General features: G+C 62.0%; 13 protein-coding genes. 8 read left to right on the top strand and 5 right to left on the bottom strand.

Annotation, left to right across the window (positions count from 1 at the left end; all coding sequences use genetic code 11):
• Window positions 1-134: 134 nt before the first annotated feature.
• From H7698_RS27840 to ycaC, 4 genes are all read left to right on the top strand, one after another.
• The gene (locus H7698_RS27840; RefSeq protein ID WP_162441048.1) at window positions 135-1,055 is read left to right on the top strand and encodes a LysR substrate-binding domain-containing protein; all 921 of its coding nucleotides are present in this window, start codon (window positions 135-137) and stop codon (window positions 1,053-1,055) included.
• 789 nt (window positions 1,056-1,844) lie between these two features.
• On the top strand, window positions 1,845-2,456 hold the full coding sequence (locus H7698_RS27835) for an antibiotic biosynthesis monooxygenase (protein WP_194693524.1): 612 nt from the start codon (window positions 1,845-1,847) through the stop codon (window positions 2,454-2,456).
• On the top strand, window positions 2,453-4,291 hold the full coding sequence (locus H7698_RS27830) for an amidohydrolase (RefSeq protein ID WP_194693523.1): 1,839 nt from the start codon (window positions 2,453-2,455) through the stop codon (window positions 4,289-4,291). Before H7698_RS27835 ends, H7698_RS27830 begins: the two co-directional genes overlap by 4 nt.
• A gap of 69 nt (window positions 4,292-4,360) precedes the next feature.
• The gene (ycaC, locus tag H7698_RS27825; protein ID WP_008032694.1) at window positions 4,361-4,987 is read left to right on the top strand and encodes an isochorismate family cysteine hydrolase YcaC; all 627 of its coding nucleotides are present in this window, start codon (window positions 4,361-4,363) and stop codon (window positions 4,985-4,987) included.
• Between the two features lie 255 nt (window positions 4,988-5,242).
• Here the strand turns inward: ycaC and H7698_RS27820 are convergent, their stop codons facing one another.
• Complete coding sequence (locus H7698_RS27820) at window positions 5,243-6,679, bottom strand: mechanosensitive ion channel family protein (RefSeq protein ID WP_194693522.1); 1,437 nt, start codon at window positions 6,677-6,679, stop codon at window positions 5,243-5,245.
• A gap of 378 nt (window positions 6,680-7,057) precedes the next feature.
• Window positions 7,058-8,077, bottom strand: coding sequence for an alpha/beta hydrolase (locus H7698_RS27815; protein ID WP_194693521.1), 1,020 nt, complete (start codon window positions 8,075-8,077; stop codon window positions 7,058-7,060).
• A gap of 127 nt (window positions 8,078-8,204) precedes the next feature.
• Here H7698_RS27815 and H7698_RS27810 point away from each other — a divergent pair, with 127 nt between their 5' ends.
• Window positions 8,205-9,095 carry a LysR family transcriptional regulator gene (locus H7698_RS27810; protein WP_194693520.1) on the top strand — a complete coding sequence of 297 codons (891 nt, stop codon included), beginning with the start codon at window positions 8,205-8,207 and terminating at the stop codon, window positions 9,093-9,095.
• A gap of 137 nt (window positions 9,096-9,232) precedes the next feature.
• Here H7698_RS27810 and H7698_RS27805 read toward each other — a convergent pair whose 3' ends face one another.
• From H7698_RS27805 to gspG, 3 genes are read right to left on the bottom strand one after another with little or no spacing between them, the layout of a single operon-like run.
• Window positions 9,233-9,874 carry a hypothetical protein gene (locus H7698_RS27805; protein WP_194693519.1) on the bottom strand — a complete coding sequence of 214 codons (642 nt, stop codon included), beginning with the start codon at window positions 9,872-9,874 and terminating at the stop codon, window positions 9,233-9,235.
• A 29-nt stretch (window positions 9,875-9,903) separates the two neighbouring features.
• A complete protein-coding gene (locus H7698_RS27800) occupies window positions 9,904-11,091 on the bottom strand; it encodes a type II secretion system F family protein (RefSeq protein ID WP_194693518.1) in 1,188 nt (395 codons plus the stop codon).
• A gap of 14 nt (window positions 11,092-11,105) precedes the next feature.
• Complete coding sequence (gspG, locus tag H7698_RS27795) at window positions 11,106-11,540, bottom strand: type II secretion system major pseudopilin GspG (RefSeq protein WP_162440966.1); 435 nt, start codon at window positions 11,538-11,540, stop codon at window positions 11,106-11,108.
• A gap of 195 nt (window positions 11,541-11,735) precedes the next feature.
• Here gspG and H7698_RS27790 point away from each other — a divergent pair, with 195 nt between their 5' ends.
• The 3 genes from H7698_RS27790 (at window position 11,736) to H7698_RS27780 (ending at window position 21,310) form a co-directional block, all read left to right on the top strand.
• On the top strand, window positions 11,736-12,344 hold the full coding sequence (locus tag H7698_RS27790; RefSeq protein ID WP_194693539.1) for a lytic transglycosylase domain-containing protein: 609 nt from the start codon (window positions 11,736-11,738) through the stop codon (window positions 12,342-12,344).
• A 942-nt stretch (window positions 12,345-13,286) separates the two neighbouring features.
• Entirely contained in the window at window positions 13,287-19,115 is a 5,829-nt protein-coding gene (gene mnxG / locus H7698_RS27785; protein ID WP_194693517.1) for a manganese-oxidizing multicopper oxidase MnxG, read from the top strand.
• 104 nt (window positions 19,116-19,219) lie between these two features.
• Window positions 19,220-21,310, top strand: coding sequence for a YncE family protein (locus H7698_RS27780; RefSeq protein ID WP_235992970.1), 2,091 nt, complete (start codon window positions 19,220-19,222; stop codon window positions 21,308-21,310).
• The last annotated feature ends 7 nt before the right edge of the window (window positions 21,311-21,317 follow it).

Raw genomic sequence — 21,317 nt, 5'->3', positions numbered from 1 at the left:
ACTCATTCTTGTTCGCAAGGCTCTGGCTGGCGAGTTAATCGTTGTTAATTTCACTTTTATGCCGGGCGCTTTCAAGCAAACTCAGACACAATTATCACCCTCGCGCCTGGCTGAATACATAAGGAACCGTGCCCATGAACCGTAATGATCTACGCCGCGTCGACATGAACCTGCTGGTCATTTTCGAGGCCTTGATGTTCGAAAAGAACCTCACCCGTGTCGCCGAAAAACTCTTCATGGGGCAACCGGCGGTGAGTGCGGCGCTGGGTCGGTTACGGGACCTGTTCGACGATCCATTGCTGCTGCGCAACGGCCGTGGCATGGAGCCGACGGCAAGGGCGCTGGCGATTCTCAAGGAGCTGCAGCCGGCGATGGACACCATCTCGGGCGCCGTCAGCCGGGCCAAGGAGTTCGATCCGACGACCAGTAGCGATGTGTTTCGCATCGGGCTGTCGGACGACGCCGAGTTCGGTCTGTTTCCGCCGTTGTTAACGCACCTGCGCGAGGAAGCCCCGGGGATCATTGTGGTGGTGCGGCGGGCGAACTTTTTGTTGATGCCGGCGTTGTTGGCATCGGGGGAGATTTCCGTAGGGGTGAGCTACACCACGGACCTGCCGGCCAATGCCAAGCGCAAGACGTTGCGCGACATTCCCTGCAAGATTTTGCGCGGTGATAAACGGCCGGGCCCGCTGACGCTGGATGAATACTGTGAGCGACCGCATGCGATGGTGTCGTTTTCGGGCGATCTGAGTGGCAACATCGATCTGGATCTGGCGAAGATCGGGCGTTGCCGGCGGGTGGTGTTGGGGGTGCCGCAGTTCAGTGGGTTGCGGGCGTTGCTGGCGGGCACCGAGATGATCGCTACGGTGCCGGATTATGCGGCGTGTGCGTTGGTTGAGGGGTGTGCGTTGCGTGCTGAGGATCCGCCTTTTCCGATTGAGGCGGCGCAGCTGTCGATGGCGTGGAGTGGGGTGCATGATAACGATCCGGCGGAGCGCTGGTTGCGGTCGCGGATCAGTGATTTCATGTCCAGGCCGTTGCCTGTTTTGTCGTGACGAGTTGGTTCTCGGGGCTCCCACGCTCTTGGATCTGTACCCGATCCCCTTGTAGGAGTGAGCCTGCTCGCGATGGCGGTCTGATCGGCGGTGAAATTTTTGATGGTGTACATATCCATTCCTGCGGTCACGGCTTCTATTGGTTTCGCTCTTACAGCGAGTCACTTGGAAAAGCCCCAAGTAACCAAGGGCTCTTGCCCCTTTCGTCCGGTGCCTCGCCTGGGCTCGGCATACCCTCGCTCCGGTCCTGCTCCGTGGGCCCGCCGCCATCGGCCATCCATGGCCGGGGGCGGCTAACCCGGCATCCATGCCGGGTTGCCCACTGCGCAGAACCTGCGCTCGGCCTTCCCATGGGGCAAGAAGATCAAGATCAACAGCAGATCAAAAGCCAAAGCGAGGCGGCCTTCGAGCCGACCTGACTCTGGAGGCCCACGCGTTCCCCTGTAGGAGCGAGCCTGCTCGCGATGACGGCCTGTCAGCCGACCGCTATTCATGCGGCTGTACTCGATCCTGTGGGAGCTGGCTTGCCAGCGATGGCGGCCTGCCCCCAAACCTGATGCCCACGGATGTACCCCTGTCTAAACTGTGTGAGCTAGCCTGCTAGCGATTGCGGTGGCCCAGGCACCACCTACACCGGGCTGCGAACAGACTTACTCCAGCCATGGTGCTTTTACACCTGACCCGAAAACAGCACACACATCCAATTTCCCCCGCACCCGTACCGGCACTATCCACTCATGTCCCGACTTGCATGTCGGGGGTTTGTGCGTTTTTCCGGAGCCTTGCGTTATGCCTGAATCAAACTCACTCGACACGCCTGCAAAGGGTTTTGAGGAGGTCGTGACGCTGGTGGTCAAACACCGGGTCAAGGCCGGTTTTGAAGTGCCGTATGAAGCCTGGTTGCGCAACATCGTTGCCATTGCCGGACAGCAGGAAGGGCACTTGGGCGTGGACGTGGTTCGGGGCAAGAACGCCGGCCTGGATTCCTACACGTGCGTGCTGCGCTTTTGCTCCACGGAGGCGATGCAGCGCTGGCTCGACTCGCCGCAACGGCTGGCGTTGGTGAACGAAGCCACGCCGATGCTTGCCGACGGCGACCTGACCGAAGTCAACCCGGTCAACGAGTTCTGGTTCGCGCCGCAGGTCGACGCTTCGGCGCCGCCGCCACGCTGGAAGCAGGCCGTGGTGACGCTGTTGGTGATTCTGCCCCACACCTTGCTGGTGCCGCTGATCTGGGGGCCGGTGCTGCGCCTCAATGCCTTTCTCTCCAGCTACTTCGTCGCCACTTTCCTGATCACCCTGACCATCGTGGTGTCGGTGGTTTATCTGTTTATGCCGATGGCGACGCGCCTGTTCGCGCCCTGGCTGTCCTCTTCCACTACGCCTAAGGAAACGCGATGAACGCCGATCTTATTTTGTTCAATGGCCAGTTCCATACCGTTGACCGGGAAAACCCGCTTGCCAGCGCCGTGGCCATCAGCGAAGGCCGTTTCGTCGCGGTCGGGACCGATGCGCAGGCCATGGCGTTGCGGGGTGCAAATACCCAGGTGATCGACCTCAAGGGTCGTTGCGTGATCCCCGGTCTCAACGATTCACACTTGCACCTGATCCGCGGCGGTTTGAACTACAACCTGGAACTGCGCTGGGAAGGTGTGCCGTCCGTGGCCGATGCGCTGCGCATGCTCAAGGAACAGGCTGATCGCACGCCGACGCCGCAATGGGTGCGGGTAGTGGGTGGCTGGAACGAATTCCAGTTTGCCGAAAAACGCATGCCAACCCTCGAAGAACTCAACCAGGCGGCGCCGGACACGCCGGTGTTCGTGCTGCACCTGTATGACCGTGCGTTGCTCAACCGTGCGGCGTTGCGCGTGGCCGGTTACACCCGCAACACGCCGAATCCGCCGGGTGGCGAGATTGTCCGCGATGCCAACGGCGATCCGACCGGCATGCTGGTGGCGCGTCCCAACGCGATGATTCTGTACTCGACGCTGGCCAAGGGCCCGAAGTTGCCGCTGGAGTATCAGGTCAACTCGACGCGCCAGTTCATGCGTGAACTCAACCGTCTCGGGTTGACCAGTGCCATCGATGCCGGTGGCGGTTTCCAGAATTACCCGGACGATTACCAGGTGATCGAGCAGTTGGCCAAAGACCAGCAACTGACCATTCGCATCGCCTACAACCTGTTTACCCAGAAGCCCAAGGAAGAATTGGCCGACTTCAAGAACTGGACCGGCAGCGTGACCCTGCATCAGGGCGATGACTTTTTGCGGCACAACGGCGCCGGGGAAATGCTGGTGTTCTCGGCGGCGGATTTCGAGGACTTCCTTGAACCGCGTCCAGACCTGCCGCAAACCATGGAAGACGAACTGGAACCGGTGGTTCGCCATCTCGTTGAACAGCGCTGGCCGTTCCGCCTGCACGCCACCTACAACGAATCCATCAGTCGCATGCTCGACGTCTTCGAGAAGGTCAATCGCGACATTCCGTTTAATGGCTTGCCGTGGTTTTTCGATCACGCCGAAACCATCACCCCGCACAACATCGAGCGGGTGAGGGCGCTGGGCGGTGGCATTGCGATTCAGGATCGCATGGCGTTTCAGGGCGAATATTTTGTCGAGCGTTACGGCGCAAAAGCCGCCGAAGCGACGCCGCCGATCAAGCGCATGCTGGCCGAAGGCGTGCCGGTGGGCGCGGGCACCGACGCCACGCGGGTGTCGAGCTACAACCCGTGGACTTCCCTGTACTGGATGGTCAGCGGCCGCACCGTCGGTGGTCTGGAGCTGCATAGCGAGGGCCTTTCCCGGCAGACCGCGCTGGAACTGTTTACCCACGGCAGCGCCTGGTTCTCTTCCGAACAGGGCAAGAAGGGCATGATCAAAGTCGGCCAGCTGGCTGACGTCGCGGCGCTCAGTGCAGACTTTTTCAGCGTCGATGAAGAAGCCATCAAGTGGATCGAATCGGTGTTGACCGTGGTGGGCGGCAAGGTGGTGTATGCCGCCGGTGACTTCGAAAAACTCGGGCCGGCCAGCGTCCCGGTGCTGCCGGACTGGTCGCCCGTGGTGCAAGTCCCTGGCCACTGGCGCCCGACCTCGCCGATGCAGGCCCAGGTTCACCATTGCAGCGGCCCCTGCGGCGTACACGCCCACAGCCACGACCGGGCACGGTTATCGAACGCGCCAGTCAGCGATTTCGCCGGGTTCTGGGGCGCTTTCGGCTGCTCGTGTTTTGCCTTCTGACACTCACAAAAAAGCGTCGACCGATTGCGTCGACGCTGTCTGTAACACCCATCCATCGAGGAGTTTTACATGAGCAATGTGCCTTACAAACGCTTGAACAAAGACGACGCGGTTGTCCTGCTGGTCGACCACCAGACGGGCCTGATCTCGCTGGTTCAGGATTTCTCGCCGAACGAATTCAAGAACAACGTGCTGGCCTTGGGCGATGTGGCCAAGTTCTTCAAACTGCCGACGATCCTCACCACCAGCTTCGAAAATGGCCCGAACGGCCCGATGGTTCCAGAGTTGAAAGAGCAGTTCCCGGACGCGCCGTACATCCCGCGTCCAGGCCAGATCAATGCCTGGGACAACGAAGATTTCGTCAAGGCGGTCAAGGCCACTGGCCGTAAGCAGTTGATCATTGCCGGTGTGGTGACCGACGTGTGCGTGACCTTCCCGACGTTGTCGGCACTGGCTGAAGGGTTTGAAGTGTTCGTGGTGACGGATGCTTCCGGCACTTTCAACGAAACCGTGCAGCAAGCCGCCTGGGCGCGCATGGCTGCAGCCGGCGCACAACTGGTGAACTGGTTCTCGGTGGCTTGCGAGCTGCAGGGTGACTGGCGCAACGACATGGAAGGCCTGGCAAACCTACTGTCGCCGCGCATCCCGAACTATCGCAACCTGATGAACAGCTATTCGGTGCTGACTTCGAAATAAGCGAGCATCAACAATAGTTTCAGGCAAGCACGATACTGTGGCGAGGGGATTTAGCGAAACGTCGCACCGCCCCGTTGGGCTGCGAAGCGGCCCCAAAACCTGCAACCGAGGTGTATCAGGTTACACCGCGTGTGATGGTTTTACGCCTGCTTCGCAGCCGAACGGGGATGAATCCCCTCGCCACAAATGTATGCCTACAGCATTACGCCAATGCGCGGCATTCCTTGCATGGACAGCGCCTTATCTACAAGGCGCTCATACATTCTGGCGTTTTTGCAGCCAACTCAAAAAGCCGTTTTTCTTGATGTGCACCGGTTTGGCCATCAACGCCAAACGGCTGTTCTGCTGCCGCACGGCCTGCAATTTGTTCAACGCCAGACCCACCTCGCTGCGCTGCTCCATGCAGTTTCGGGTCAATGACTTGTCGATCCGGTAGATGATGCACGAGGTCAACGTGGTGAACGTGGCCATCGATGGCGTGTCGGTCAGGATGCTCTGTTCGCCCATGACCTCGCTCGGCCCCATGCGTCCGGCTTCGGTGTGTCCGTCACCGTCGGGAACGGTCGCGCTGACCACGCCCGTGGCAATGACCATCAGGTTGCCCGGTACCTCACCCAGTTCCAGAACCACCTGGCCTGCCGCGTACTGCTGCGGGACCATGGACCGTGCCAGTTCATCGCGTTCTTTTTCGCTCAGGGAGCGGAAAATTTTCACTTCGTCCAGCAAGGCACGGGCGCGGGTGGAGGGTTCGATCACGCCATCGAGCTGCCGGGAAATACCCGCCGCTTCGAGATGCCGATGCGCCAGGTCGAACAGCTGATTACGCACTTCGCTTTTCTTGCCCAGCTCGGTAATGAAGCCACTGGCCACGTATGCGGACATGGTTTCGCCGGCCTCCTTGAGCACGGCTTTCGGCGCCGGATTCAACAACAGGCTGCTGCTGCCTTGAAGCGTGCGATCCAGTGCGTCGAGCACTCGGCGTGGGCGGATGTGGTTGGGCACTTGAATGCTGATCGACACGCCGTGCATGTTGCTCGGCCGACTGAGGTTGACGATTTTTGCTTTGGCCGCCACCGAGTTCGGCACCACTGCCGTACTGCCGGCACTGGTGAGGAGGTGCGTGGCGCGCCAGTCGATGTCGAGCACCTTGCCTTCCACGCCGTCGATCACGATCCAGTCATCCACCTGATAAGGCTTGGTGGTGTTGAGTACGATGCCGGAAAACACATCGCTCAAGGTGCTTTGCAGCGCCAGACCGACGACGATCGCCACCACGCCTGAAGTCGCGAGCAATCCCTTGACCGGCAGCTCCAGCACATAACCGGCCGCGGCGACGATGGCGATCAGAAACACCAGCGCGCCGATGACGTCCTGCAGCAACCGACCGCTGTGACCGATGCGTCTCATCAGGATCAGGCCGATGACCTCGGTGAGCACCCGTGCCGCGTACAGCCACCAGAGAATCCCCAACGCCGTGGCCCCTGTTTGCGCCACGGAATCATCGGCAAACAGCGGCGCCTGCAACGGGCTGACGCCAGCGTTGATGATGAGCGCGCTGAACACCAGAAACAGCGCCAGGCGCACACCCACGCGAACGACGCGGTGTTTGAACGGCGCGAGGTGCCAGAGCACCGTGTCGATCACCAGCAGCAGGGCGCTCAAGGAGAGCAGGTGGGCGAGGAGGAAGGACATGGGGGGACGCTCCAGGGAGAATGTTATGCGTTCGATGTAGCGGCTGTTAAGCCTGTCAGGACAATACGGACTCTGTAGCAGCTGTCGAGCTTGTCAGGACAATACGGACTCTGTAGCAGCTGTCGAGCTTGTCGGGACAATACGGACCCTGTAGCAGCTGTCGAGCCTGCGAGGCTGCGTCCGGCTGCGCAGCAGTCGCAAATCCTGTACACGCGGTCTTCCTGAACGACCACATCGACTGATTTTACGACTGCTGCGCAGCCGGACGCAGCCTCGCAGGCTCGACAGCTGCTACAGGGGATCAGTGCAGCCTCGCAGGCTCGACAGCTGCTACAGGGAACCGGTGCACCCTCGCAGTCTCGCGAGGTCGCAAGGAACTCAGTTCAAATGCGTCTTCAGTTCCAGCGCCGCCTGACGCACCGCCGCTTTCACTTCAGGAATCTGGCTCAGCGGATTCAGCAACCCGAAGTCGTGAATCATCCCGTTGTAGCGAACCGCCGTGACCGGCACACCCGCCGCATCCAGATGCCGGGCGTAGGCCTCGCCTTCATCACGCAGCACGTCGAACTCCGCCGTCTGCACCAGCGCGGCTGGCAGGCCTTTGAGCTGTTCGGCGCTGGCTTGCAACGGCGACGCATGGACCTGCGCACGTTCGCCGGCGTCAGTGGTGTAGTTGTCCCAGAACCAGCTCATCATGGCCTTGGTCAAGAAATGGCCCTCGGCAAACTGCTGGTACGACCCGGTGTCGAACCGGGCGTCAGTCACCGGCCACATCAACAACTGGAAGCGCAATGCCGGGGTTTTCTGTTCCTTGGCCATTAACGCCACGACCGCCGCCATGTTGCCACCGACGCTGTTGCCGGCCACCGCGAGGCGCTTGCCATCGACGCCGATGTCCTTGCCGTGCTCGGCGACCCAACGGGTGGCGGCGTAGGCCTGGTTGATTGCGGTCGGGTACTGCGCTTCCGGTGAAGGCGTGTAGTCGACGTACACCGCGACGGCACCGGAGCCGACGACCAGGTCGTGGATCAGACGCTGGTGAGTCGGGTAATCGCCCAGCACCCAACCGCCACCGTGGAAGAACATGAACACCGGCAACTCACCCTTGACCTTGGCCGGACGAACGATTTTCAGGTTGATGGTTTGCCCGTCGACCTTGATGGCGCGGTCGCTGACGTCCACTCCCGACAGATCAACCTTCACTGAATTCTGCGCACCGGTCAGTACCGCACGGGCCTCTTTCGGGCTCAACTGCTCGAGGGGCTTGCCACCGCCGGCGGCGAGGGCTTCGAGGAAGGCTTGGGTGTTGTGTTCGACACCGGGGCTGCCCGCCGCAAACGCGCTGCTGACGGAGAGGGCAAGGAGGGAGGCGGTCAGGGTTTTCTTGACGAGGTTCATGCGGGTAAATCCTTTTAATGGGAGAAGAAGGTCCCGGCAGGAGCATGCGGGGTGAACACAGATTAATAGGGTGCCGGAAAAGGAAAAAGCCGCTATAAAGTGTTTGACTGTCAACCAGGACGTGACAATGAACCCGTTCGAAGATATGCGTATTTTTTGCCAGGTGATGGACTCCGGAAGCTTCACCGCGGCGGCCGATCAGTTAGGGCTTTCCAAGCAATTCGTCAGCCGACGTTTGATGCAACTCGAAGAGCGTCTGGGGGTGCGGCTGCTCAACCGTTCCACCCGGCGCCTGGACGTCACGCCGCTGGGCCAGAGTTATTACGAGTCAGCCTTGCGCCTGCTGGGTGAAGTCGAGCAAGTGGAGCAGGGGATCGCCGGGCAGACCACGGAGCCGCGCGGCACGATTCGGGTGAGTGCGCCGCTGTCGTTTGCCCTGGCTCATCTGGGGTGTTTGCTGCCGCTGTTTCTGCAGCGTTATCGCGATGTCACCGTGGAAGTCGACCTGAGTGATCGCCCGGTGGATTTGCTTGGCGAGGGGTATGACCTGGCATTGCGCATCGGAACGCTGGAAGACTCGACGCTGATTGCTCGTCGCATCGCGTCCATCGAGCGTGTGTATTGCGCCAGCCCGGCTTATCTGGCGGAGCGTGGCACGCCGCTTAAACCCGAAGATTTAATCGCCCACGATTGCCTGCCTTACGGTCATGGCCGTCAGGTGCAATGGCGTTTCGAAGGGCAGGGCAAACCACTGGCCGTGCAGGTCACCGGGCGGATGCGGGTCAACAACGGTGAATTGCTCAAAGACGCAGCGATTGCCGGTATGGGGGTTACGTACCTGCCGACGTTTATTGTCGGGGCGGCCTTGAAAGATGGCAGGTTGGTGCCGGTGCTGGATGAGTTTCGGCCGGAGCCGCTGACGTTGTCGGCGGTGTACCCGCAGCATCGCCAGGGGTCGAGGCCTGTGCAGGCGTTGATCGAATTCTTGCGTGAGCGGCTGGATCAGACCGAGGTCTGAGGCACACAACGAACCCGCGTAGGAGGGGCCGCAGGCTGCGATCTTTTGGTCTTGATCTTCGAAAAAAACAAGATCAAAAGATCGCAGCCTGCGGCAGCTCCTACAGAGGTGTGTGGTGCTCGGGTGACCAGCGCCCGTCAGGACCTCTTGTCATCGCCTGGCTCACCGCCGACATGCACACCACGGTCATCGCCGACTTCTCCGTTGGCATGCACGCCGCGGTCGTCGCCGACTTCTCCGTTGGCATGAACGCCGCGGTCGTCGCCGACTTCACCCGCACGATGTACCCCGTGGTCATCACCCACTTCACCAGCGCGATGTACCCCGTGGTCATCCCCCTGCTCGTTGTGGGTGCCGCTGCGCCCGGACGAGGATGAGGCGGTGTTGCCGGAATGGCCCGAGCCATGGTCGCTGCCGCTGTGACCACTGCCGCTGTTGCCGCCGCCACCGCTTCCGCTGTGACTGCCACCACCGCCACTTCCGCTTCCGCTTCCGCCGTGACCACCACCATTGCCACCACCGCTTCCGCCGTGACCGCCGCCATTGCCGCCGCCGCTTCCGCCGCCGCCGCCACCGCCGTTTCCGCCACCACCGCCACCACTTCCGCCACCACCGCCACCTCCGTTCCCGCCGCCGCCACCACCACTTCCGCCGCCCCCTCCGCCACCATCCTTCGCGTGAGCACTAGACATACCGGAAAAGCTGTCCGGTACAAGGACAGTGGATGCCGACAGAACTGCGCCAATAGCCACTGCGAGCAAAAGCTTCTTCATGTGCATATCGATCTCCGTCTTTTTTTCTGGGTCTATCAGTGAATACTCGAGGCGAGCTCGAATATGGGGATGTACATCAGGATGACGATCACCCCGATCAGCAGGCCGATAAAGGTCATGAGCAACGGTTCGAACAGGCGCACGAACCATTCCAGCCAGCGGCTGATTTCTTCGTCGTAGAAGTCGGCGCTGCGCTCCATCATCTGCCCGAGGTTGCCGGATTGTTCCCCGGCGCGCAGCAGGCGCAGGGACACGGGTGTCACCAGGTGGTTGAGTTCCAGCGAGGTCGACAGGGATTGCCCTTCGCGTACTCGCTCGCACGCCTGGTCCAGGCGGCAACGCGAGGCGACGTTGAGCTGGGCGCGCACCATGCCCATGGCCGTGACGAGGGGGATGCCGCCCTGCAGGAGAATGCCCAGGGAACGGTAGAAACGCGCCAGTTCGTACATGACGATGCGCTGGTGGATGGCGGGAATTTTTTCGATCAGACGGTCGACGCCACGGCGAAAGCCCGGCTGGCGCTGAAGGAACACCAAGGCTGCGATGATCGCGGCCAGGGTTCCGAAGAATTCGCTCTGGTGAGCGTGCAGGAACATCCCGCTGCTCATCAGCACCTGGGACAGCCACGGCAGATTGTCGCCCAGGCCTTCGAACACCAGGCTGAAGCGCGGCACCACATAACCCATCAAAAATAAAACCACGCCACCTCCCACCACCAGCAACAGCATGGGGTAGATCGAAGCGCTGACGATCTTCTGTCGAACCTCGTCCATGCGCTGGCGATAGCTGACATAGCGGCCAAGGGCATCGCCCACGGCGCCGGTCTTCTCGCTGGACTGTACCAGCGCGACGTAAAGCGCAGGGAAAACTGCCGACAACTGGCCCAGTGCCTGGGAGAACGATTTGCCCTCATACAGCAGGCGGACCAGCTCACTCAAGGTTTTGCGGGCCTGCGGGGCGTTTTCTTTTTCGGCCAGGCTTTCCAGCGCATCGATCAACGGCAGGCCCGCATTGAGCAATGTGGTCAGTTCCTGGCTGAACAACACCAGGTTGAACGTCTCGCGCTTTTGCAAACGCAGTGCTCGCCAGTGTCGCTCGGCGTGCAGGCTCACCACGCGCAGGCCCTGGTCTTCGACGATGCGCCGGGCTTCGCTGTGGCCGGGCGCTTCGACAGTCATCGACACCACGCCGGCCTTGCCCACTGCCTTGAGATGAAAGCGCATGCTCGCCACTCCCGTCATTGCCAGCTGGTGACTTCGGCGTTTTCGCCTTCGCCGCCGGGCTGGCCATCCTTGCCCATGGAGAGCAGATCGTACTCGCCGTTTTCGCCGGGGTAGCGATAGGCGTAGTTACGCCCCCACGGGTCCTGCGGCAATTTTTTCTGCAAATAAGGACCGGTCCAGCGGGTTTCGTCGCTCGGCGCGGTGACCAGCGCCTGCAAGCCCTGTTCGGTGGACGGGTAATGGCCGACCTCCAGTCGGTACAGATCGAGTGCCTTGCCCAGGCCTTCGATTTGCGCCTTGGCCACCTTCACTTCCGAGCGGCCAAGCTGGGCGAAATACTTCGGCGCAACGATGCCGGCCAACAGCCCGAGCACCACCAGCACCACCAGCAATTCGAGGAGGGTAAACCCGCGTTGGGTACGCGGGGCACAACACAGACGCTGATTCATGATGACCTCACACAGTCGGCAGAAGGGTCGCTTTGATGGCTTATGCAATTGCCATGCTCAGGCCCCGACATTCTTCTGCAGCCCCCGTCCTGCGGGCCTTTCCAGTTGCGGCACGGTGCTTGCGTAAGCCTCTTCCACGATCAGCCATTGGGGCATTACCCCCATTTTTCGGGGCAGGTCAGGGGAGGAACCATGATCAAATCTCTCACCGCTGGACTGCTTGGCGGGCTGCTGCTGACCGGCGTCGTGCAAGCCGATGTGTTCGTTTCCGTGGACGCCAAGGGCGGCTACGTGTTGTCCAACGTCCATCGCCCCGGGCGCCACTATGAGCGGGTGATTCGCGAGCCCGAACAGGTCCAGGTCAGCCTCGATCAACAGCCCCAGATGATTGCGGCCAGGCCCTACGCTGAGCTGGTGTCGGCGGCCGCGACCGCCAACCAGTTACCGGCGGCGCTGTTGCATGCGGTGATCCAGACCGAGTCCAGCTACAACTCCAGCGCGACCTCACCCGCAGGGGCGGGGGGGTTGATGCAATTGATGCCCGACACGGCCCGGGAGATGGGGGTCAAGGATGTTTACGATCCGAAAGCCAACATCCAGGGCGGCGCCAAATACCTCAAGCGTCTGATGACCCTGTTTGACAACGACATCGCCCTTGCCGTGGCAGCCTACAACGCCGGCCCGCAAGCGGTGCTCAGCCGTGGCGGAGTGATTCCGCCGTTCGCCGAAACCCAGCGTTATGTGCCCAGTGTCCTGCGCCAGTACCGGCGTTTGCAGGGGCTGGCCGTGGACGCGCCGTTGTGAGTGATCACTGTCGGGGCCCATTCCCCCACATGTGGGGGAAAAAAGGGGCGCTGACTTAGCGGTGAGCTGATTGTGCCAAGGGGATTCCTGTGGCGAGAGGATTCCGTGGCGAGGGGATTCCGTGGCGACGGGATTCTGTGGCGAGGGGATTTATCCCCGTTGGGTCGCGCAGCGGCCCCCTCAGTTTGCGCACCCGACCAAATGCCAACTGCCCGCCCCACGGTGTCCGTTCAGGGACAATGAAGGTTTTTTTGGAGGGGGCCGCTGCGCGACCCAACGGGGATAAATCCCCTCGCCACAGATTCCCAATTTCACAGATCCCTTTGGCCACAGATTCCCAGTTTCACAGATCCCCTTGGCCACAGAATCCCAATTTCACAGATCCCCTTGGCCACAGAATCCCAGTTTCACAGATCCCCTTGGCCACAGAATCCCAATTTCACAGATCCCTTTGGCCACAGATTCCCAGTTTCACAGATCCCCTTGGCCACAGATTCCCAATTTCACAGATCCCCTTGGCCACAGATTCCCAATTTTACAGATCCCCTTGGCCACAGAATCCAAATGTCACAGATCCCCTTGGCCACAGATTCCCAATTTCACAGACCCCTTTGGCCACAGAGTCCCAATTTCACAGATCCCCTTTGCCACAGAATCCCAATTTCACAGATCCCCTTGGCCACAGAGTCCCGGTTTCACAGATCCCTTAGCCACAGAATCCCTAGCCACAGTTCCCCTCGCCAACCCCGCTCTGGCGGGCACACCGCCTATCAATCTTGAAAGCCCCGAAAAGTGGGGGAATGGGTGGGGAATATCCCCCTACTTATCAAGTCGTTCAGATAACCGGTTGATAACAAACAAAATTATTTATGGCATGCAGATTGCTCAAAGTGATTTGTCAAGAATTGCTCCTAATGAGCATCTCCAGCGAGGCCCGTGATCATGACCGGCAAACCCAACGCTCATCATCTGCTTAATCTGCTGCTGTTTCTGATGCCGATGTTCGGCCTGGAGACGGCACAGGCGGCCCTGCGCTGTGAGCGCAATCTGGTCGCAAACGTCGTGGCGCTGGATCAGCCGCTGATGTTCAACCGGCTCGGCGCACAGAACGTCAACGGGATGATGTTCGCCCTGCGCCGCGATGTGGTCGACGACCACAACAGGTCACTGGCCCAGGGTGGCACGGCGGTGCCGGGCAAGGTTTCGCTGCGGCCCGACAAGCGTCCGCGTCCGTTGGTGCTGCGTGTTGCGGCCGGCGATTGCCTGACCATCAACCTGCAGAACCTGCTGGCCTACCAAGCCAACCCCGGCAGCCATGACAGCGGCGAGGAAGAGGAAGGCGAAATCGAAGGTGAAGTGCAGATCGGTGAAGCCGACGACTTCAAGGTCGACGAGCAAGTCACTGACCGCCATGTCGGCTTCCAGGTCAACGGCCTGCAGGCGGTCAACAGCATCGATGACATTGCCTCCTTCACCGGCCGCAATGCCAACACCCTGATTGCCCCCGGCGCAAGCCGTTCCTATACCTTGTACGCCGAGCGCGAAGGCGCCTTTGCCGCCAGCAGCCGTGGCGCTACCTTCGGTGGTGAAGGGGATGCAGGTAACGTCGCCAACGGCCTGTTCGGCGAAGTGGTGGTAGTGCCCAAGGGCGGGCGCTCCTATCGCAACACCGTGACCGAAGAAGAAATGCGTCTGGCCAGCACCGGGCGTACCCCGACCGGTCAGCCCATCGTCGACTACCAGGCGCGCTACCCGCAACGCGAGCCGTGGATTCGTGAAGGCAAGGCGGGCACACCGATCATCAACATGGTCGACGGCAACGAAATCATCTCCAGCGAAAGTGACGCAATCGTCATGGGCAGCAACGCCGACGGCAGCTTCCCGCCGTCGACCTATCCGCTGGAAGCCGTTGGCAAACGCAACCCGGCGTTGCCCAACCGGCTGGAACCGTTCCGCGATTTCGCCTCGCAGTTCCAGGATGAAACCGCCGCGACCCAGGCATTCCCGGCCTACTGGGCAGACCCGGTCATGGCCCACGTGCTGGAGCCGACCCGCGACTCGTTCATGATCAACTATGGCTCCGGTGGTATGGGCGCCGAAGTGGTCGCCAACCGTCTGGGCGTCGGGCCGATGCACGACTGCCTGTCCTGCGCCTATGAAGAGTTCTTCCTCAGCTCGCACACCGTCGGCGACGTGGCGATGCTGGTGGACGTACCGGCCAACGCCGGGCTGGAAAACATTCGTCCCGGCGAAACGCCCCGCGCCGACCAGATCGGGGTCAAAGCCACCATGGCGCTTTACCCGTCCGAGCCGTCGAACGTCAACCACAGCTACATCGGTGACTTCGTGAAATTCCGCAACACCCACAACGGCCACGAGCAGCATATCTTCCACCTGCACGGGCATCAGTGGCTGTTCAACCCCAACGATGACAACTCCGACTACGTGGATGCCCAGGGCATCGGCCCGGGCGCCGGCTACACCTATGAAATCGCCAACGGCGGTTCGGGCAACCGCAACCGCGTGGCCGGCGATGCGATCTATCACTGCCACTTCTATCCGCACTTCGCCCAGGGCATGTGGGCCATGTGGCGGGTGCATGACGTGTTTGAAGAAGGCACCAAACTCGAAGTCTCGCAGCAAGGCGACGACGGTTACCACAGCGAACCCTATGCCTTGCGCAGCGGCAAACCCGCGGCGGGCGCACGGGCCTTGCCCGATGGCGAAATCATCGCCGGTACGCCGATTCCAGCGGTCGTGCCGCTGCCCGGCAAAGCCATGGCGCCGATGCCAGGCAAGGTCGCGGTCGTACCGAAAATCGGGGAAACCCTGGTGGCCGGTCACGACGATGACGATGAAGAGGACGATGACGACCACCAAAGTGGCACCGGTGGCGCCCAGGCTATCGGTTCGCTGGCCCTGGTGGATCGCAGCGAAGCCAACCGCAATGCCGATGGCAGCCTGAAAAACCCAGGCTACCCATTCTGGATTGGCGGCATGGAAACCTCGGTTGGCCAACGCCCACCGACCCCACCCCTGGACATGCTCGATGCCGCCAAGGCCCAGGCCTTGAAAACCAGCGGCAACGCACTGTGGGCCAACCTCGACCCGGCGCAGTCCGGTGGTTGGGATGGCGGTTTGGGCCGGCACTCGCTGGACGGTTTCTCCTCCGGCGGTGAAGCGCGTACCGTCACCACTTCGCTGGATTTCTCCAAGGAAGTCACCCGCGCCAAGCCGATCTACATGCCGGAAGAGGGCACCGAGGTCGAGCAGGCCGCCATGGCCTTCCACGCCAAGAAGGATCACCCCAGCTACGCGTTGCTCCCGGGCAACCAGATCGTTGCGAAAGCCTTCCGCACCAACGGCGCCTTGCCAATCGCCGGCGCGCCGTATTACGAACCTTGCATGGACGATCGGCAAAAACGCCTGACCAGCAGCGCCGGCATCGGCGAGTTTGCCAGCGGCGAACGGGTCGACGGCATGTCCTACACCGGTTCCTCTACCTTTACCGCCGACCGTCCGCGCGTCTACAAAGCGGCGAACATTCAGTTCGATGCGGTGTACAACAAGGTCGGTTACCACTTCCCGCAAGCGCGCATTCTCGCCCTGTGGGAAGACGCCTGGCCGGTGATCACCAAGCAGCGCCCACCAGAGCCTCTGGTCATGCGCATGAACACCTTCGACTGCGTGCAATACCAGCAAACCAACCTGGTGCCGGCCGTCTATGAGATGGACGACTATCAGGTGCGCACGCCAACCGATGTGATCGGCCAGCACATTCACCTGCCTAAATGGGACCTGACCGCGGCCGACGGTTCGGCGAACGGCTGGAACTACGAAGACGGCGTGCTCTCCCCAGGTGCCGTGCAGGAACGTATCCACGCGATTCGCGAGTTCAATCAGTGCCTCGGCGCTGATCCGCGTGACGGCACTCCGGCCTGCCCGAAAGCCAAGAGTCACCCGTTTTTCGGTCAATATGGCCGGGCGGACTGGGTCGGGGCGCGCACGGCGATGCAACGCTGGTTCGTCGATCCGGTGGTGAACACCAAAGGCGTCGACCGTGGCCTGGGCACCATCTTCACCCATGACCACCTCGGCCCATCGACTCACCAACAGATTGGTCTGTACGCCACCGTACTGGCCGAACCTGCCGGTTCCACCTGGTTCCACGCCGAAACCGGCGAGCAGCTGTACAGCGGCGCGCGGCAGGACGGCGGGCCGACTTCGTGGCAGGCGGTGGTGTCCACCGGTGACCTGGACGGTGACGGCAAGAACGACAGCTTCCGCGAGTTCTTCCTCGAGTACAGCGACTTCCAGCACGCCTATGAAGCCGGTGTGTATGTCGGCGCCGGCCCCAATGGCGTGCCGAACCCACAAGCGTTTCCGGCCACGGCGGACAGCTTCCGCTACGCCATCAACCCGCCTGTGCGCAACAACGCCAGCAACCTGCTGGACGGCATCATCGAAGTACAGGGCGGCATGGTTCCAGGTTGCCCGAGCCGGCCTTGCCCGCAGGCAATTTCGGTCGATGACCCGGGCATGTTCGTCGTCAACTACCGCAACGAGCCCTTGGCGCTGCGGGTCTATGACCCGAACAAAATCGGCCCGGACGGCAAGCGCGGCATGCAGGCGGACGGTCTGGCCGGCGACCTCGCTTACGCCATGCAAAGCCGTACCGACCGTGCCATCGCGGCGATGAACCTGGCGCCAAACCAGGTCACTTCCGCGACCGGCCCAACCGGTGGCACCACGCTGTTCCCACCGCACATCAACCGTGGCGGCGCAGAGGCTGGCGACCCGTTCACCCCGATGCTGCGCACCTACACCGGTGACAACGTGCGCCTGCGGTTGCATGCCGGTGGCCACGAGGAGGAGCACAACGTGACCTTGCACGGGGTGAAATGGCTGCAGAGCGGTTCCGGCTTCGGCAACAGCTCCAACTCCGGCTGGCGCGCCTCGCAAATGGTCGGTATCTCCGAGCAGATGGGCTTCAATGCGCCAGTGTCGATGCTCTCCAGTTCGGCGGCGACCACGGGGGACTACCTGTACTCGATGGACGCCTCGATTGAAGGCTACTGGAACGGAATCTGGGGCGTGATGCGCAACTACACGGCCCAACGCAGCGACCTGTTCGCCTTGCCGAACAATCCGAAACCGGCGGGCATGCGCAACACCGTGGCGTACGAGGGTTCCTGCCCACGGTACAGCGCCAACCCCAATGGCATAGGCACCCGGCCGACCGTGCAACGTAACTATGAAGTGGTCGCGGCGCTGGCTAACGACATCCTGCGCAACCCGTTGAACCTGGTCATCGGCGATCCCGCCGGTCTTGTCCAGCATGTCGGCGGGCCGTTGAATCCGGCGGGCGGCACCCTGGTGTTCAACTCGCGGACGGTGAATATCCCGCAGGTCACGGTGGTCGATCCTGAAGACGGCGAAACCATCACCATCGGCGGGCAAAGCGGGCCTCTGCATGATCCAACCGCGATCCTGTATGTGCGCAAATCCGACCTCGATCCCACCACCGGCAAGATGAAACCGGGTGTGCCGGTAGAGCCACTGGTACTGCGCGCAGCAGCGGGTGATTGCATCAACGTCACCCTGGAAAACCGCCTGCCGCTGATCATGCCCGACCTGACCCAGACGGCTGTGATGCAAGGCCTGGTCAAACGTGATCGCAACAGTGGCCAGGGTTCGACCATCTTCACCAACAACCTGATCCGGCCGTCCAGTCATGTGGGGCTGCATGCCCAGCTGCTGGCGTACGACATCACCAAATCCGACGGCACCAACGTCGGCGCCAACCCGCCCCAGACGGTTCCACCACGGGCCGGCAACACCGGCGCCTACCCGACGCGTACCTACCAGTACTACGCCGGGCACCTGGAGCGTGAAGGCAAACCCGTCACGCAACTGGGCCGCAGTGTCGACAACATCAACGCCACGGCGGTGGAGTTCGGCGGGCTGAGCATCACCCCGGCGGACGTGATCAAGCAGGGGCAGAAAGGGCTGGGGGGTGCCATGAGCATCCTGCCGGTCGGCGCGACCTGGGTCGAGGATGCCCGCAAGACCAACGCCACGGTCACGGCGCCAGGGCAGGCGGTGTACCGCGACTTTGCGATGGTCTGGCAGAAAGCCTTGAACATGCGCTGGGCCAACGGCCGGCCGGTGGAGGGTATTGCCGCCGAAGGGTTCGGGGTGCCGACCGATCCGCAGGACAACTCGAGCATGGCCATCAACTACAAGGCCGAGCCAATGTGGTTCCGCTTCGGCCTGGCGCCAGACGCACCGTTCGGACATGCCGGTGGTGCCGGCTACGGCGACGTGCCTAATGCCCACATGGCCTACAGCAATGCGTTGATCGGCGGTGATCCGCAGACGCCGGTGCTCTATGTGAAACCGGGGCAACCGTTCCGCACCCACATCCTGTTGCCGACCGGTGGCAGCCGTGGCTCGACCTTCCAGCTGGATGGTCACGTGTGGTCGGTCAACCCGTTCCAGTCGGAGAAGAGCGATACCGGTGGTTATCCGATGGGTACCCCAGGGGTCGGGTCGGTGCGGTTCGGCTACAACCCGATGTCGATGTACATCGGTGCCCGGGAAAGCATTCTGCCAGCGGCGCACTTCAGCTTCATGCACCCGAGCGCCGGGGGCAGCAACGCCATACCAGGTGATTACCTGTACCGGGACTATGGCGCTTACGGCAATACCTCCGGGTTGTGGGGATTGTTGCGGGTGACCAACGAACCGGAACCGGCGCCAGCACCGTAACTGGGGACCGCTCCAACTGTGGCGAGGGAGCAAGCTCCCTCGCCACAGGATTAGCATCGCACTGCACGCGACAGACAGGCACAGATCTGTAAGGGGAGTAGGCAATGAACAGGACCATCAAAATCACCACCAGTGCACTGGTTGTCGGCGCGGCGCTGATCGGGCTGGGGCTCTGGAAGACCATACCGTCGGACATGCTCAGCGAGATCGCGCTGCCGAATACCTGGTCCGCCAACGCCAGTTCGCCCGCGACTACGCAATCTCCTCCGTCCACCCCGCCCCCTGTGGGAGCGGGCTTGCCCGCGAATGCTTCACCTCGGTCTACCGACCAGCCACCTGTAGAAGCGGGCCTGCTCGCGATGAAGTCACCACAGACCCTCGAGCGAGACGGCGTATCGATCGCCTTGGAGGTGCGCCCCCTGGCCGAAGACGGCGTGCTGCGCGAAGGCGAGTTCGCCGATGTGCGTTTTCGCATCACCGACAGCGCCTCCGGTCAGCCACTGGCAGGTGTCGCGCCGGGTGCCTGGCTCGACCCGGAAACCGTCGCGGCAGATCAGGCCCAGGGCCGGGAAAAGAGTTGCAAATCCCGGGTCGGGGTGTTCCTTAAGTCGAGCATCGGCGCACGCCCCATGCTCGATCTCAACAGCTACTTCCTGCTGGTGATGAATCGCGATGCCAGCGTCTCGGTGGTCGACCCTTCGGTCTCCGTGGGTGGCATCACCAGCACCATGTCGCGCATCGACATCAAGCAACCCCCGATGGACTGGACCACCCCCAAGGACAACAAACGGGTATTCGTCTCGATGCCCACGGCGGGTGAAATCGCCGTGATCGACAGCGAGCAATTCAAACTGCTCGACTCGGTGCCTGCTGGCAGTAACCCGGTGCGTGTGGCACTGCAACCGGATGAGCGTTTGCTGTGGGTCGGCAACAACGCCAGGAGTGCCGAAGAGTCCGGGGTGACGGTCATCGACGCCCGCAGCCTCAAGCCTCTCAAACACCTGGCGACGGGTGCCGGGCACCATGAAATCGCCTTCAGCAAGGACAGCCGCTACGCCTTCGTCAGCAACCGCGACGACGGCACCGTCAGCATCATCGACATCGCGAGCCTGACCATCAGCAAGCAACTCAAGACCGGCTCGCACCCGCTGTCCGTGGCCTACTCGCCGCTGTCCCAGGCGGCGTACGTGGCCGACGGCAAGGACGGCACGGTCACCGTGATCGACACTGCCAGCCTGGCGGTGCGCCGGGTGATCCAGCTCAAGCAGGGCCTCGGTCCGATGAGCTTTAGCGCCGACGGACGCTTCGCCATCGTGCTCAATACCCTGGAGAACCAGGCCTCGGTTATCGACGCCGCGACCAACTCGCTGATCCATGACCTGGACGTCTCCACTGAACCCTTCCAGATTGTATTCACCAAGGCCTATGCCTACATCCGCGGCCTGGCCTCGGCCAAGGTCACCATGATCAACCTGTCGTCCCTGGGCGAAGGCCGCAAGCCGATCACCCAGGGCTTCGAAGCCGGTCCCCAGGCGCCGCGTCTGGCGGGTGATCTGCCACTGGCATCGAGCCTGGCGGTGTCCCGGGATGACAACGCAGTGTTCGTGGTCAACCCCGTGGACAACACCACCTACTTTTACGCCGAAGGCATGAACGCACCGATGTCCGGCTACCCCAATCGCGGGCAGGTGGCGCGTGCGGCGCTGGTGATCGATCGCAGCCTGCGCGAAGTCGAACCGGGGCTGTACAGCGCGCGGGTCAAGCTGCCGGTGGCCGGGCGATTCGACGTGGCCTTCCTGCTCAACCAGCCGAACATCATTCACTGTTTCACCGCGCTGGTTGAGCCCTCCATGAACCTCGCCAGGCAACCCGGTGTGCCAAAGGTCGAGTTCATGCTGGACAAATCCACCGCCGACCTCGGCAGCCCCTACGTCGTGCGCTTTCGCATCGTTCAGGGCCAGCAGAAAACCGAGCGCAGCGGGGTCAGGGACGTGAAGGTGCGGTACTTCCGCGCGCCGTCATCGAAAACCCGGACCGTCGCGGCGCTGGAAGTGGGCAACGGGGTGTACGAAGCCCCGGTGACCCTCGACCAGAACGGCGCCTGGTACTTGCATGTACGCGCGGCCTCATTGGGCGCGAGCTTCGACGACAAGACATTTGCCAGCGTCCGGGTACTCCCTGGCAACGCCCACTGAAGAGGAC

It is taken from the genome of Pseudomonas sp. p50(2008), assembly GCF_015351605.1.
Taxonomy (GTDB): domain Bacteria; phylum Pseudomonadota; class Gammaproteobacteria; order Pseudomonadales; family Pseudomonadaceae; genus Aquipseudomonas.
Note: the sequence above shows the minus strand (reverse complement) of the source record. Positions and strands in the feature narration are given on the sequence as shown.